The following is a 13,147-nucleotide window of genomic DNA, read 5'->3' as shown; positions in this document are numbered from 1 at the left end:
GTAGTAGGTGCGGTCGGTTTCTTTGCCCGCCATCAGCTCGGCCACGGGCCCGTAATCGGCCTCGTGGCCTTCCTTCGCCGACTTGAAGTCCGCGGCCATTTCCTCGGCCTCGTTGGCGAGCGATTCCGCGTCCGCGAGAACGCCACGCATTACTCCGGCCGCATCGCGGTGGGCATTGACCACGTCGCCCTCCACCCACAGGGTGGATGCGGTATCGGCGAGCATGTCGACCGACCGGGCGCAGTCCTCGACGTAGTTGTACGCGCCGCGCACCGCCTCGCTCAGCGCGAACATGGCGATCGAGGCCATGCCCAGCTTGGCGGTGGCGACCGTGTACGTGATGCCGTCGGAGACCAGCTCCACGACCTTCGATCCGATCCGGGCGAGATCCATTCCCATGGCGGCTACTCCTTGTGGTACGAGGCGTCGGCGGGTGCGGTGTGGCCCATGTCGCGGACCTTGTCGGCGGCAGGCTTGTCGAAGTCCGCGGCGAGCTGCCCGGCGTGGGAGATGGCTTCGGCGGCCCGGGGCAGGCCCCCGGCGACCGCCTGTGCCTTGGACGCCACGACCCCGGCCCGCTCGATCAGCCGGTTGCACCAGCCGACGAATACGCCGGGCACGGACTTGGCGATCAGCTCGGCGCGCATCTCCTCGATCGCACCGGCCAGGCGGTCGCACCGGTCGGCGACGAGCAGGGCGTGCTCAGCGCCCGCCATGATCTCCTCGGCCTGGTCCGCGTCCGCTTCGATGACGTCGTAGACCGTGAGGTCGGAGTCGGTGAACTGGGTGTCGCGTACAGGTGCAGGCGATCCCATGGGGGGTGCCCCTTTCCGTGGTCCTGGCACCCCGCCGGTCGGCGGGGGCGCTGCTGCTCCTCCGGATCCGGAGGGGAAGCACCCGCCGGTTAGAGCCTTCGGCTTCGGTCGGGGCGTCGGCTTGGGTTCCTTGTCCAGCCGGGTCAGCGTCACCGAGTACGTGGCGCTCATCCCGGGCGGCGGCCGCAGCCACGCACCGTCCGCCTGCGGTGTCGGCCGGGGTGGTGGCTGCTGACTGCGGTTACCGCGCGAGCGGGATCCCGGACGGTCCCCAGGAGGCCCGGGCGGAGGCTGCCCCTTCTTGCTCTTGCGTCCGAACTTCGGGACTTTCGGGGGCTTCTTCGGCTTGGGCGGGACGGCGCTCGTCGGCCCGGGCGGCGGTGTCGTCGGCTTGGGCGGGACGGCGCTCGTCGGCCCGGGCGGCGGTGTCGTCGGCTTGGGCGGGACGGCGCTCGTCGGCCCGGGCGGCGGTGTCGTCGGCTTGGGCGGCGGTGGCGGGGTCGACGTGGACGTCTTCGGCGCCTTCGTCAGGCTGATCTTCGGCGGCGTCGGCGGCGTGGCCGGCGGAGCCGTCGGAGGCACGGGCCCGGGCGTCGGTGGAGGTTTCGGGCCCTTCTTGAGACTGACCTTCGGCGAGGAGGTCTTCGGAGCCTTCGTCAGGCTGACCTTCGGCCCGGCCGGAGCAGCCTTCTTCTTCGCCCTGGACAGCACGGGCGACGGCGGGCTGTTGCGCCGCTTCTCCAGCCGCTGCTTGGCCCGTTCCATCACGACCTGACCCAGCGTCGTGCGGGCGGCGGCCTCGGCCTTCTTCTGCTGCCTGGCCTCGGCCTTGGCCTTGTCCTTGGCCTTCTTCTCCTTCGCCTTGGCCCGGGCCGCCTTGTCCTCGGCCCTGGCCGCCGCCTTGATCCGACGGTCACGGATCTTGTCCTTCACCTCCTGCTCGCCGTCCAGACTGCGCCCTTGGCGCTCCCGGGCGGCATCCCGGTCCTTGGCCCGGTGCTCCAGCCGTGCCGCCTGCCGGTCGGCCTTGCGCTGGTCAGTCGCGCCCCGCCGGGCCGCGGCCCGTTCCTGGCGGCCGCGGGCCCGTTCCATCGCCGGACTGGACGCGCTGGAGCTTGGCGACTTGCCCCCGCCAGGGCTCTTGATGCCCTTGCCGGAGCCGTCCTTGCCCTTGCCCGAACCGTCCTTGCCCTTGCCGCCTCCGGTGGAGCCGTTCGCCGAACCGGGCTTGCCACTCCCGGGCTTGCCGCTGCCGGACGAATCGCTCTTGCCTGAGCTGCCCTTCCCGCCGGCACCGGACTTGCCGCCGGTCCCCGTCGACCCGGTGCCTGCCGACGGCTTCCCGGCCCCGGTCGACCCGCTGCCGGTGGACGACTTACCGCTCCCAGCAGACCCGCCCTTGCCCGAGCTGCCCTTGCCGGAGCCGGTAGAGCCGAGACCCGAGCTGGACTTCGTACCGCGCCCGCCTCCAGTGCCGCCGCCCTTGCCACCGGAGGAGCCGCCGCCCCCTCCCTTGGACCCGCCGCCCTTGGCGCCGGTGTCGGTCAGGGACTTGAGGCGACCCTTGGCGCGGGCCTTCTCGGCGTCGCCGCCGATCTGCGCCAGGGCCGCCTCGTGCTCGGCCCTGGCCTTGATCTTCTCGGCCTTCGCCTTCACGGCCGCTTGCCGTACCGGGGCCGCGTCCTGGAACTGCTGGCGGCGGTCAGCCAGCCAGCCGGTCATGCCGCGCAGCGCAGCGACCGCGGTGCCGATGGCGAGGACCATCGCGCCCCGGCCCGAGCCCCCGGCAGGCGCGACGCCTCCGGACTGGAGGGTGGCCGGAACCTGCGGCGACGCGCTACCGGGGAGGGCGGGGACGGGCACCGGCGGAATCGCCGGAGGGGGGAGGGTCAGCGTCGGGTGAGACGGGCCCGCCCCCGTGGGTGACGGTGCAGGGTTCGCACCGGAAGCCGCGGAGGCGGGAGGGGCCGACGGCGGCGGGGGCGCCACAGGCGGAGGAGGGGGTGGGGGCGGCGGGGGAGGGGGCGGTGCCACCGTCCCGGAGGGGCGCAGCGGGATCACCTGACCGCCGCCACCGCCGCCGTTGTTGGTGCTGTTGCTCATGAAATTCTCCCGGAAAGGGGTTGACAGACAGTGACCGCCTCGCGTACGCGCGCACGCGCCCGAGCGCCCGAGCGCCCGTGTGCCCGCGCCTCCGCATTACGCGAGGGCGAGGCGGTCACTGCCTGGATTGACCGGTGGATTGATTGACCCGGCGGTCACGCTTCGTAACGGGAGACCCAGGTGGAGACGGTCCGGGCGAGGTCGTTCCATACGTCCTCGTCGCCGTTCTTCTCCCGGGTCGCGGCGATGGCGCGGGCCCGCTCCATCCACGACTCGGCCAGGCCGCGCGGACCGCGTGCGGCCCGCTCGGCCTGGCGCTGCTCGAAGTGCGCCCGCTGGTTCAGGGCCCGGCGCTCGGCCTTCGTCTGCACCGCCATCAGGCGCCCTTCCGCAGTCCGTCGAAGACGTCCTCGAACTCCTGCTTCTTCTGCGCCGGAACCGCGCCGGCGGGGCCCGCCTCGATCGCCGGGGACTGCCCGGCCTTGGCCAGTTCCTTCCGCTGCCGCCTCTCGTCTCGGCGCACCGGCAGCTCCTCGTACGCCTTCTGGTACCGGGCGTTGAAGCTGACCAGGTCAACGATCGCCTGGTCGATGTCGTTGGCGGCCTTGAACAGCGGCTTGCCGACGCGCCAGGCCCGGAGCGCGGCCTGACCGGGGAAGTCGCCCTCGATGGACTCCATCTCCTTCAGCTCCGCCTCCATCTCGCGGGCCAGGCGGCGCAGGTCGTCAACGATGGGCAGGAGCTGCGCCCGGCGCTGCTCCAGGTGGATCGCGCGGGTCTCGGGATCCATGAGGTGGTCAGGGGTCCACTTGTCGGCGCTCATGAGCGTCCTTTCGGGGGAGAGAGGTGGAGCGGGCGCGGCCCGCATCTACCGCCGTGCCGCATCAGCGGACGGCGCGGATCTGGTTACGGACCCACTCGGGATCCACGCCGCCGAACTCGGCGGCGAGAGCGGTAGGTGACGGGGTCTCGCCCGCCGCGATCAACTCGGCAGCGCGGGCCCGTACGCGGGTGCGCTGCTCGGCACTCGGGGTACCGGCCTTGTCGCCCTTACCGGTGCGCCTACCGGTACCGGTAGAGCCGGGCTTACCGGTACCGGTAGAACCCGGGTTACCGGTACCGGTAGCGGTACCGGTAGGACGCGGATTACCGGTACCGGTAGAACGGGGGTTACCGCTACCGGTAGCAGTACCGGTAGGACGCGGCTTACCGGTACCGGTGGGGGCCGGAGTACCGCCGCCACCGACATCGGCACCGGTACCGGCGGAGGCCCGCTTACCGCTGTCCGGCGACGACTCGTGGTCGTCCTCCAGCAGACGGTGGACCCGCCAGACGATGGCCACCACCACGAGCACGGCGACGATGATCAGGTACACGCTCGGGTGCTTCTCGCCGTCGGTGCCCACCGTCACGCCCGTGCCCGTCATGTCGGCCACGTGGTACGTGATGTTGGTGGCGGCCATCAGCCCGAGCGCGTAGGGCACGTCCTTCCGCATGCGGAATGCCGTAACGGCGTAGACGTCGAGACCGAGCGGGAGTGCCCATCCCGCGTCTCCTATCGGGGTGTCGCCCAGCCCGACCATCCGGGCGAACGCCCACTCGCCGCTGGCCGTCAGGACGATCACGGCCGCGAGCGCGACCCAGATGCTGCCCTGCTTGACGATCTCCGCCCAGTTCTGCTTGTGCTTGAGGCTCGCTGCGTGCTTCTCGGCGATACGCCGAGCCGCTTGGGCGGCTGCCAACTCCCGGTTCGCGTCCGCGAGCCGGTCCTCGGCTTCCTTGCGGATTCCGCCGGCCGCGGCCCGGGCATCCTTCTCGGCCTGCTCGCGCAGGTCCTCGAACTCGGCCGCGAGCCGGTCCCGCTGTGTCTGCCGCTCCCGCTCATGCTGTTCGCCGAGCTTGCGGAACTCGGCTTCGATCTCCGCTCGGGCCGCGTCGACCTCCGTGCGCCGCGCCGCCAGTTCGGCGTCGATCGCCGCCCGGCGTTCGGTCAGCTCCTCGTCCAGGTCGAGCCGGGCCGACCGGCGGGTCAGCTCCAGCTCCGAGTCGAGGGCCGACCGGGCCGTTTTGATCTCCACCGCGTGGTCCTGGGCTTCACCGACGATGCGCGCGGCGTCGTCCAGGGCCGTGCGGTAGGCGGCTTCCGCCGAGGTTCGGCGCAGGTCCACCAGGGCGTTCGCCCTCTCCTCCGCCTCGGCGAGCACTTCGCTCACCTGCTTCTCGGCGTCGGCGAGGAGGCGTCTCGCCTGATCTGCCGCGTCGGCCATGACCTCGTCGGTCTGCCGCTCTGCGTCGATCCGGGCCTGATCGAGGATCGTCTGCGCATCGTTCCGAGCACTGCCGCGGACCGCGTCCGCGTCGCCCTCGGCCCTGCGCAGCCGCTCCCCGGCTCCGTCGGCCGCTTCCACCAGGACGCGCCTGGCGTCGGCGGCCGCCGTGCTGCGGATCCTCCGGGCTGTGTCCTCGGCGGCCTGGATCAGCGCCGCCGCTTCCTGAGCCCCGTCCCACCGAGCGCCGTCGATCACGTCGGCGGCACGGTCGCGGAGATCAGCGGCCAAGGTCGCGGCCTCTGCTCCCGGGTCGGGTTTCGGCGTCGCGGCCGCCGCCTTGACCGGGCGACGGGGCGCTGCCTTCTTGCGGGTGGCTGTACGGGCCGCCACACCGGCCTCCTTTCATGCGGGTGGCCGCCCGGATTCGGGCGGCCACCAGGGTGTGCGGTCCGTCAGCCCCGTACGAGGCGAGCGGCCTTCTTGCCAACGGAGTTGGCGAGGTTCGAGACCAGGTCGAAGGTCCGGCCGATGCGCTCGATCAGCGCGTCGTCACCGGACCGCCTGCACGTGGACGCGACGGTCGAGCACCGGTCGTCCAGCCAGGCCATGGCCGCCTCGATCCGGCCCGAGACCTTGCTCTGCGCCCCCCACAGCAGCTCCCTGATGACGTAGACCGGCATCGCTGCTCCGGTCCACATCAGCAGCGTCAGCCGCAGGCGGGCCCGGGCCACCGGCCCGGGGGTGTTCGCGACGACGAGCAGGTCCAGCAGGTGCTCGAAGTCGTCGCCGGACCAGTCGTCCATCGGCCCGTGCTGCCGGTGGAAGTGCTTGAGAGCCTTCTTCGGCTTGCTGAGCAGGGCGTTCACGCGAGGACCGCCTCTCCGCCCCAGTTCAGGGCGACGAATCCGTTCTTGCCGGACTGGTGCTCGGACTGGCGGTTGGCCTCCGCGACCCTGCGGGCCAGCTCCGCCGCTTCCTCGGGGGTCACAGGAGGTTGGAGGGGTCGGCGAGGGCCGTGCCGGTCAGCACGGCCAGCTCCTGGGCGGTCACCCACTCCTGCGGGATCAGCACCCGCAGCGTGACCGTGCCCTGGCACATCGAGCCGGTGACGACGAGCTTGCCGTCGGGCAGCTGGCCCGGGCGGGCGTCGTCGATCTCCTCCAGCAGCGCCGGCAGGACCTGCGTCGCGTTCGCGGCGACCCGGATCGTGGCGACGATGCGCGAGGGCGCCACCTCGAAGGCGACGCTCACGCCGAGGCGGGCCAGCTTCTGGACCGACTCGAAGAGGGGGAAGACCTCGTTGACAGCTTCCTGGACGTCCTCGGCGATCCCGGTGGACGAGAGGGGCATGTCGGCAGGCATGATGGTCATGCGGATCAGTTCCTTTGCTGGTGGATCCGTGGACCCCCGGCACATATGGCGTCTCTAGCGCCGTGTCGGGGGTCGCGCCGTACGGGGGACGGCGCGGTAGGCGAGCGGGGACTCGAACCCCTACTTCTCTGGAGAGCCCGAACCTGTCGGGCACGCCCTTTCATGACCTTGGTGGGAATGCCGCCGGGCGCTCCTCCGTGAAGAGGAGGCCCGGCGAATCCCAGCCCAATTGCTCATCTTTGGCACGCTGTTGAGTTCTCAAGTAGACAGACGCTCCTGCACCGGCCTTCCGTCAATGAACGGTGGTTCCGAACCGCTATGCGGCGTAGCAGCGCGCATCATTCATGCGTCATAGATCATCCGGTCCGTTTACATTGACCAGACAATGCGTTGCGAGGACGACTCTGACACTCAGCGCGAGCTACGTCAAGCACATCAACCAGTCCGCATACATTGACTGGACAATGCACGCCGGAGGGCTGTAGACATGACGGCATGAAGCCCACGCCCGTCTACCAACAGATCGCTGATGATCTGCGTCGTCAGATTTCCGACGGCACGTTCCCGCCTGGTTCCCAGGTCCCTACCGAAGCTGAACTGCTGGAGAAGTACGGCGAGCTGCACGGCGTCCGTTCCCGCCAGACCATCCGTCAGGGCTTGGGCGTGCTCGTACACGAAGGCCTGATCGAGGCTCGCCGCCCGAAGGGCTACTTCGTCATTCAGCGCAAGCGTCTCGTCTACCGACCCCAGGCGGAGCTGAAGCAGAAGCCGCCGGAGATCGACATCTTCACGAACCTCGTCCAGGAGGAGGACGGCCGGACGCCGTCACAGGAGATCGAGGTCTCCATCGTGGAGCCCACCCACGCGATCCGTGAACGTCTCGACCTTGCACCCGGCGAGCTTGTTGCTGCCCGCCGGCGAGTACGCAAGCTCGATGACGTGGCGTACAACCTCAACGACTCGTACGTGCGTCTCTCGCTCGTCCAGGGAACCGACTTCATGCATCCGGGTGATGTTGCGCGCGGCACGAACGCAGTGTTGGGCGAGCTGGGTCACGAGTTGGTCTACGGCTTCCACGAGTTCTACCTCCGGATGCCGATGCCGGACGAGGTGCAGCGTCTCCAGCTGGGAGCAGGCGTCCCCGTCGCTGAGCACCTGTCGACCACTTTCGACAGTGAAGGCAAGCCGATCCAGGTCACGGTGAACCTGATCCCGGGCGACCGGCATGTGATCGTCTTCGAGACTCACCGCGAGGCCGGAGAGAACGCTCCGCGCATCCCGTGGGGGAACCCGTGATCATCACTCTCGCTGAGGAGGCCGACCTCCCACGGCTGATCAAGTTCCGCACCGACGCCTCCGCCTGGCTGAGGACTCGCGGCACCGACCAGTGGGCTAAGCCCTTCCCCGCTGAACACATCCTCCGTTCGATCCGTCGCGGCGAGGTCTTCATCGTCCGCGAGGAGTCCCACGTGGACGCAGCGGCCACCATCACTGTCGATCGCGACGCCGACGTCCGCCTGTGGACCCCCGAAGAGATCTCGGAGCCCGCGCTGTACGTGCATAAGCTGGCCGTAGATCGCGCTTACGCCGGCACCGGCCTCGGTGGGTCGCTCCTCGACTGGGCGGGCGAACAGGCCGTCCAGCAGGGGGCCAAGTGGCTCCGGCTTGACGCCTGGAGTACGAACTCGCGGCTCCAGGCCTACTACCTCGAACACGGCTTCACTCACGTACGGACCGCCGATAACCCGGAGGTGGTTTCCGGCTGGGCGGCACAGCGGCCTGCCGCTCTCCGGTCATCTGATGGGACGACACACCGGCTGACGTCCCCTTCGATGCGATCGCCGAGCGGGAGAAGGCATGATGGCACCGCATCCGAGTAACCGCGTGCGCGCGGTGAAGCCCACGGAAACGAGGCACGACATGACGCTCGCCCCGCGTACGGCCGCCCTGCCCGACAGCCTCCAGGTGTCGATGGCAACGCGCCGTCCGCTACAGCCCCGTCACGGTTCGCGGAAAACGCGTTCACCGTGGGCACGGGTGCGAGGCAAGATCGCTGGATGCCACGTACACACTTCCCGCCGCACCAGGGCGATCCGCCCTGCTGGCCCCTCCCCGTGAAACGCCGATGGCCGTCCTGCCTGCCAGCAGAACGGCCATCTAAATCGACTCCCGCCTCCACAGCTTGAGTCGTAGGTCGGCGATGACGCCGGGGCCCGAGCCTTCCCACAGGCCCGAGGTCACCACGCACAGGATAGAACGCTCAGGGACCAGCACGCAGCAGCGTGCCCCAGGTCAACGTCTCTTTTCCGTCACCTGCCGGTCTGCGGCTCCCCAAACCACCCGTAGGGGAGATTCGCACCATGTTCCACACCCGCCCGACGACACGCAGCGTCGCAGCACCGATTCGTTCGGTCGCGCTCGCTACGGTCTCCACCGCACGGGCCACCAAGGTGGTGGCCCGGTGAAACGCCCGCAGAAGGCACTGGCGGCCGCCGCCGAGCCGGACGGCAGCGAGGTGTTCGCGTTCTCCGGCACGATCACGGACTACTGGTCGTACACGCAGGTCCGCGACTACGTGATGCTGATGCCGGGGATGACGCACACCGCGTACCGGCTCTACAACATGCTGCGCTCGATGATTGCCGAAGCAAACCGCCAGCGGTGGACCGGCATGAGGCGCATGACCATCGACCAGCTGTGCTGGCTGCTGCCCGGCCCGAACGACAAGCCCATGAGCATCTCGGCGATGTACGACGTCCTCAAGACGCTGGAGAAGCTCGACCTGGTCGTCCCGAAGGACGTGCTGGAGCTGGAGGGCATCACCCAGCTCAAGGGCAAGGAACGGGCCGCCAAGGGGATCTCCCGCGGCTTCACCGTCAATGACCTGCCCCCCGACGCCGTCCACACCGGGTGGCGCAACGCGTGGGACAAGTTGGACGCGTACAGGCCGGACTGGCGGGAGAACCCGCCGGCACCGCCCACTCACATCACCGAGAACGAGACCGCGCCGAACGGTCGCGTCGTCACTCGGGTGCGGTTGGTGGACGCTCAGGGCAGGCCGTTCCAGAAAACTGGAACGCCGCAGGTCACGGCCGACGAGGCCCCCTCATTCCAGAAAACTGGAACGCCAGACCAGAAAACTGGAACGCCAGACCAGAATTCTGGAACGGATCTGTCTCTGACCAGCGGAAATGATCACCCCCTAAGAAGCTCTCTCAAAGAAGCCTCTCCCTCTCCTGTCCCGGGTGCCCCATCGGTACCCGTCGTACCGGCTGAGCCGGTGACGGGAGGAGAGGAGGATTCGGCTTCGCCGGAGAACGACACCGCCCCTGCGGCTGGTGCCGAAGGGGCCGACACCCACGACGACGTGCGGGTGGCAGAGGCCTGGATTACTGCTCGCCAAACTCACGGTCACGCAGTTCCGGCCCGCGCCCGGGGTGCGATGCTCCGCGACGCCTCGCGGCTGCTGGCCGAGGGCGTGGACGTGGACTATCTGGTCGCCGCGGCCGCCGACATGGGCAGCCGTGAGAACTGGTTCAGCCTGGAGCGCCACCTGGAGCGCTTTGTCCTGCCGAAGTCCTCGCTGCCCGGCCAGCGCCCGGCGCTGCCGGACTGGTGCGGGCAGTGCAACGACGGCATCGAGCCCGTGCAGCCCGGCCACCGGCTCCGCGAGGCGGACAACGGTCGGCTGGTCAAGTGCGAGTGCCACCCGAGCCACCCCAGCAACGCCAAGACGCCGGTGCTGGCCTAAGACCCCCACAGCACGACGGCGGCAGGGGAACCCCTGGTAAGGCCCCTGCCGCCGACCGAATCACCCAGATCAGAAGGGATTCACTCATGAGCGTACCCACGCAGCACGACGGGATCGAGGACGGCGGCGGCTCGCTGTTCGATGAGGCGCCGGCGCAGTCCTTCGAGCGCCTTCCTCCGCAGGACCTCAACGCGGAGCAGTGCGCGCTCGGCGGCATGCTGCTGTCGAAGGACGCCATCGGCGAGGTCAACGAGACCGGCATCAACAGTTCGGCCTATTACCGCCCCGCGCACGGCACGATCCACGACGCGATCATGGACATGTACGGCAAGGGTGAGCCGGTCGACCCGATCACGGTCGGGGCCTACCTGCTCAAGGCCGGGGACATCGAGCGGATCGGCGGCGCCGCCTACCTGCACACGTTGGTGCAGACGGTGCCGACGGCGGCGAACGCCCAGTATTACGCCGAGATCGTGGTCGACCGGGCCAAGCTGCGGCGGCTGGTCGAGGCGGGCACGAAGATCGTGCAGATGGGCTACGCCGCCGAGGGCGAGGTGTCCGACATCGTGGACGCGGCCCAGGCGGAGATGCAGGCGGCGACGAAGCTCTCCGCCGGCGCCGGTCTGGAGCGGGTGCAGTGGGTGGACGACATGCTGGAGGAGTACCTCGTCAGCATGGACGCGCCGCCGCCCTCTCGGTTGCCGCTGCCGTACATCGACCTGGAAGCCATCCTCCCGATGGAACCCGGCGACCTGGTGGTCGTCGCCGCCCGCCCGGCGATCGGCAAGTCCGTGGTGCTGCTCGACATCGCCCGGCATGTGGCGATCAAACACCGGCTCACCGTGCTGATGTCGTCTATGGAGATGAGCCGCCCGCAGCTGATGGAGCGGCTGATGGCGGCCGAGGCGCGCGTCCCGCTCAACCGGATCAAGAACCGCGACTACGAGGGCGACGACCGACAGCGCATCCACGAGGCCGCCATGCGCATCGGGCAGGCGCCGCTGGTCGTGGACGACGGACCGGCCGCCTCCATCGTTCAGCTGCGCTCGCGGCTGCGCTGGCTCCAGGGGCAGAACAAGCTCCCCGCGGTCCTGTGCGTGGACTACCTCCAGATCATGAAGGGGTCCGGCAAGAGCGGACAGAACCGCACGGGGGAGGTGGACGAGGTCTCGCGCGGGCTCAAGGAGCTGGGTGGCGAGTTCGGCGTCATCATCATCGCGGCGGCCCAGCTCAACAGGGAGGTCGAGAAGCGCGAGGACAAGAAGCCGATGATGGCCGACCTTCGTGAGTCCGGCTCGATCGAGGCCGATGCCAACGCGGTGATCCTGCTGCACCGGCCCGACGCGTACGAGAAGGAGCACGAGCGGGCGGGGGAGATGGACTTGATCATCGGCAAGAACAGGCAGGGGCCGACGGGTACCGTCACCGTCGCCTTCCAGGGGCACTACGCCCGCGCCCGTGACATGGCAACCGGCTTCTGACCTGCGGAAAGAGGTATCCGACATGATCGCCACCGATGTGCGAAGCAAGTTCGTCACCGAGACACAGGCCCAGCGTATCGCGGCTCGCTGGAACGGTGTCTACCCCGCGATGCGGAGCATCTTGGACACCGTCATCAAGGCCCAGCGCGAGGCGGGACGGCCGACGGTCGACGTGCCCCGGCTGGAGCAGGTCCGCCGCGAGATGGGGCAGCAGGACCGGGGCACCTTCAAGGTCTGCACCCATGACCCGGGCGCGTTCAGCGTTCACAGCGCGTTCAGCCAGGTGCGCGAAGTCGTGGCCGTGACGTCGATCGGCCACCCGGACGCGGGCCCGATTCTCCGGCTGGCCGGCGCGCTGGCCGACTTGGTCGCCAGTACGGAGATCGCCCGGCAGTCCGAGCGGGAGACGGCGCGGGCCGGAACGGTTCCCGCGCAGCAGGTCGACGGCGGCCGCCGCGAGCGGGCAGACTCAGAGCAGACCGAGAGGGGCACGCGATGACCGCACAGCCGATCCACCCGCACGAGCCGGAGCAGCGGGTGCCGCGCAACGCCGACGGCATCGCGGCCGCGCTGGACGGGCCGCGGCGCATGGAGTTCTACCGCGAGCTGCTGGCCGCCGCGCCCGAGGAAGCCGGAGGCGTCCTGCGGCACTGGTGGTGCGAGGCGATGCTCGACACCGACCCCAACGGCGACCTGCTCGTCGCGGCCGCGATCGACGGCACGCTGCCGATCACCTCGGTGGCCGACGCCGTCCGCCGCCGCCGCGAAGCGGGCCTGCCCGTTGAGTGAGCCGTACGACGAGGAGCCATCGGGCCTGCCCTGCGTGCTCTCCGAGGAGGTCACCGAACTCCTCATGGACGCGGCTCTGCCCGGTGACGTCTTCGTCGCGATCGTGGCCGCCACGGTGCTGATCAACGAGACGCGGGGCGAGGTGCCCGGCGCCACGGCGTCACCGCGGTGGCCGCAGCAGCGGCGCATGCCGCTTGGCGCGTACGGCTCGCTCGGCATCGCCGAGTACGTCATCGTCGCCGATGCCGACCCGCCGCACATCGTCCTCACCCGCATCCAGCTTTACTGACGAGCCCGACCCGGGGCCCGGCGAGACACCCGTCTCGCCGGGCCCTTCGGCGTTCATGGCGGCGACGCCGGCGGGGGCGGTGCTCGAGGAACGGTGCTCCTCTCCGTTCCGCACCGTGCCTCGTGCACCCGGCCGTCGCCCGGCCGCCGCCCCGTTCTCCCCTCTTAAGAGGTGAGTTGGTGGTGGGGGTGGGGTCGGGGGGTGCGGGCTCAAGCATCGCGGGGGCTCCGCCCCCACACCCCTGGACCCTCCACAGAGGGGAGGGGGCGCCGTCGTCA

At 69.8% G+C, this 13,147-nt stretch carries 15 protein-coding genes; 7 read left to right on the top strand and 8 right to left on the bottom strand.

Annotated features, from left to right (window positions below):
• From E6R60_RS36080 to E6R60_RS36040, 8 genes are all read right to left on the bottom strand, one after another.
• Positions 1 to 399 (bottom strand): hypothetical protein (locus E6R60_RS36080; protein ID WP_136330963.1); only part of this gene is annotated, 399 nt, incomplete at its 3' end.
• Between the two features lie 5 nt (positions 400 to 404).
• Positions 405 to 2,678: a hypothetical protein gene (locus tag E6R60_RS36925; protein WP_168713748.1), complete on the bottom strand. Its 2,274-nt coding sequence runs from the start codon at positions 2,676 to 2,678 to the stop codon at positions 405 to 407.
• Between the two features lie 395 nt (positions 2,679 to 3,073).
• Positions 3,074 to 3,295 (bottom strand): hypothetical protein, encoded by a 222-nt coding sequence (locus tag E6R60_RS36060; protein ID WP_136330960.1) that lies wholly within the window; start codon positions 3,293 to 3,295, stop codon positions 3,074 to 3,076.
• Positions 3,295 to 3,741, bottom strand: coding sequence for a hypothetical protein (locus tag E6R60_RS36055; protein ID WP_136330959.1), 447 nt, complete (start codon positions 3,739 to 3,741; stop codon positions 3,295 to 3,297). Before E6R60_RS36055 ends, E6R60_RS36060 begins: the two co-directional genes overlap by 1 nt.
• Before the next feature lie 61 nt (positions 3,742 to 3,802).
• The gene (locus E6R60_RS36050) at positions 3,803 to 5,578 is read right to left on the bottom strand and encodes a hypothetical protein (RefSeq protein ID WP_136330958.1); all 1,776 of its coding nucleotides are present in this window, start codon (positions 5,576 to 5,578) and stop codon (positions 3,803 to 3,805) included.
• 62 nt (positions 5,579 to 5,640) lie between these two features.
• A complete protein-coding gene (locus E6R60_RS36045) occupies positions 5,641 to 6,054 on the bottom strand; it encodes a hypothetical protein (RefSeq protein WP_136330957.1) in 414 nt (137 codons plus the stop codon).
• Positions 6,051 to 6,176 carry a hypothetical protein gene (locus tag E6R60_RS37890; RefSeq protein WP_276614118.1) on the bottom strand — a complete coding sequence of 42 codons (126 nt, stop codon included), beginning with the start codon at positions 6,174 to 6,176 and terminating at the stop codon, positions 6,051 to 6,053. The genes E6R60_RS36045 and E6R60_RS37890 overlap by 4 nt, the downstream gene beginning before the upstream one ends.
• Positions 6,173 to 6,559 carry a hypothetical protein gene (locus E6R60_RS36040; RefSeq protein WP_136330956.1) on the bottom strand — a complete coding sequence of 129 codons (387 nt, stop codon included), beginning with the start codon at positions 6,557 to 6,559 and terminating at the stop codon, positions 6,173 to 6,175. Before E6R60_RS36040 ends, E6R60_RS37890 begins: the two co-directional genes overlap by 4 nt.
• A gap of 495 nt (positions 6,560 to 7,054) precedes the next feature.
• Between E6R60_RS36040 and E6R60_RS36035 the strand changes: the two genes are divergently transcribed.
• From E6R60_RS36035 to E6R60_RS36005, 7 genes are all read left to right on the top strand, one after another.
• The gene (locus E6R60_RS36035; protein ID WP_136330955.1) at positions 7,055 to 7,855 is read left to right on the top strand and encodes a GntR family transcriptional regulator; all 801 of its coding nucleotides are present in this window, start codon (positions 7,055 to 7,057) and stop codon (positions 7,853 to 7,855) included.
• Positions 7,852 to 8,439 carry a GNAT family N-acetyltransferase gene (locus tag E6R60_RS36030; protein ID WP_136330954.1) on the top strand — a complete coding sequence of 196 codons (588 nt, stop codon included), beginning with the start codon at positions 7,852 to 7,854 and terminating at the stop codon, positions 8,437 to 8,439. The genes E6R60_RS36035 and E6R60_RS36030 overlap by 4 nt, the downstream gene beginning before the upstream one ends.
• A 581-nt stretch (positions 8,440 to 9,020) precedes the next feature.
• Positions 9,021 to 10,310, top strand: a complete 1,290-nt coding sequence (locus tag E6R60_RS36025; protein WP_136330953.1) for a hypothetical protein — start codon at positions 9,021 to 9,023, stop codon at positions 10,308 to 10,310.
• 86 nt (positions 10,311 to 10,396) lie between these two features.
• Positions 10,397 to 11,791, top strand: a complete 1,395-nt coding sequence (dnaB, locus tag E6R60_RS36020; protein ID WP_136330952.1) for a replicative DNA helicase — start codon at positions 10,397 to 10,399, stop codon at positions 11,789 to 11,791.
• Between the two features lie 22 nt (positions 11,792 to 11,813).
• Positions 11,814 to 12,290 carry a hypothetical protein gene (locus E6R60_RS36015; protein ID WP_136330951.1) on the top strand — a complete coding sequence of 159 codons (477 nt, stop codon included), beginning with the start codon at positions 11,814 to 11,816 and terminating at the stop codon, positions 12,288 to 12,290.
• A complete protein-coding gene (locus E6R60_RS36010; protein ID WP_136330950.1) occupies positions 12,287 to 12,580 on the top strand; it encodes a hypothetical protein in 294 nt (97 codons plus the stop codon). The genes E6R60_RS36015 and E6R60_RS36010 overlap by 4 nt, the downstream gene beginning before the upstream one ends.
• Complete coding sequence (locus E6R60_RS36005; protein WP_136330949.1) at positions 12,573 to 12,869, top strand: hypothetical protein; 297 nt, start codon at positions 12,573 to 12,575, stop codon at positions 12,867 to 12,869. Before E6R60_RS36010 ends, E6R60_RS36005 begins: the two co-directional genes overlap by 8 nt.
• The last annotated feature ends 278 nt before the right edge of the window (positions 12,870 to 13,147 follow it).

The organism is Streptomyces sp. A0642 (assembly GCF_004795105.1).
Lineage (GTDB): Bacteria > Actinomycetota > Actinomycetes > Streptomycetales > Streptomycetaceae > Streptomyces.
The sequence above is the reverse complement of the archived record's forward strand: the minus strand, read 5'-3'. Positions and strand labels throughout refer to the sequence as shown.

Coding starts and splice junctions, on each gene's coding strand:
- E6R60_RS36060 (WP_136330960.1), bottom strand. CDS start 3,295: ATGGCGGTGCAGACGAAGGCCGAGCGCCGGGCCCTGAACCAGCGGGCG.
- E6R60_RS36055 (WP_136330959.1), bottom strand. CDS start 3,741: ATGAGCGCCGACAAGTGGACCCCTGACCACCTCATGGATCCCGAGACC.
- E6R60_RS36040 (WP_136330956.1), bottom strand. CDS start 6,559: ATGACCATCATGCCTGCCGACATGCCCCTCTCGTCCACCGGGATCGCC.
- E6R60_RS36035 (WP_136330955.1), top strand. CDS start 7,055: ATGAAGCCCACGCCCGTCTACCAACAGATCGCTGATGATCTGCGTCGT.
- dnaB (WP_136330952.1), top strand. CDS start 10,397: ATGAGCGTACCCACGCAGCACGACGGGATCGAGGACGGCGGCGGCTCG.
- E6R60_RS36015 (WP_136330951.1), top strand. CDS start 11,814: ATGATCGCCACCGATGTGCGAAGCAAGTTCGTCACCGAGACACAGGCC.
- E6R60_RS36010 (WP_136330950.1), top strand. CDS start 12,287: ATGACCGCACAGCCGATCCACCCGCACGAGCCGGAGCAGCGGGTGCCG.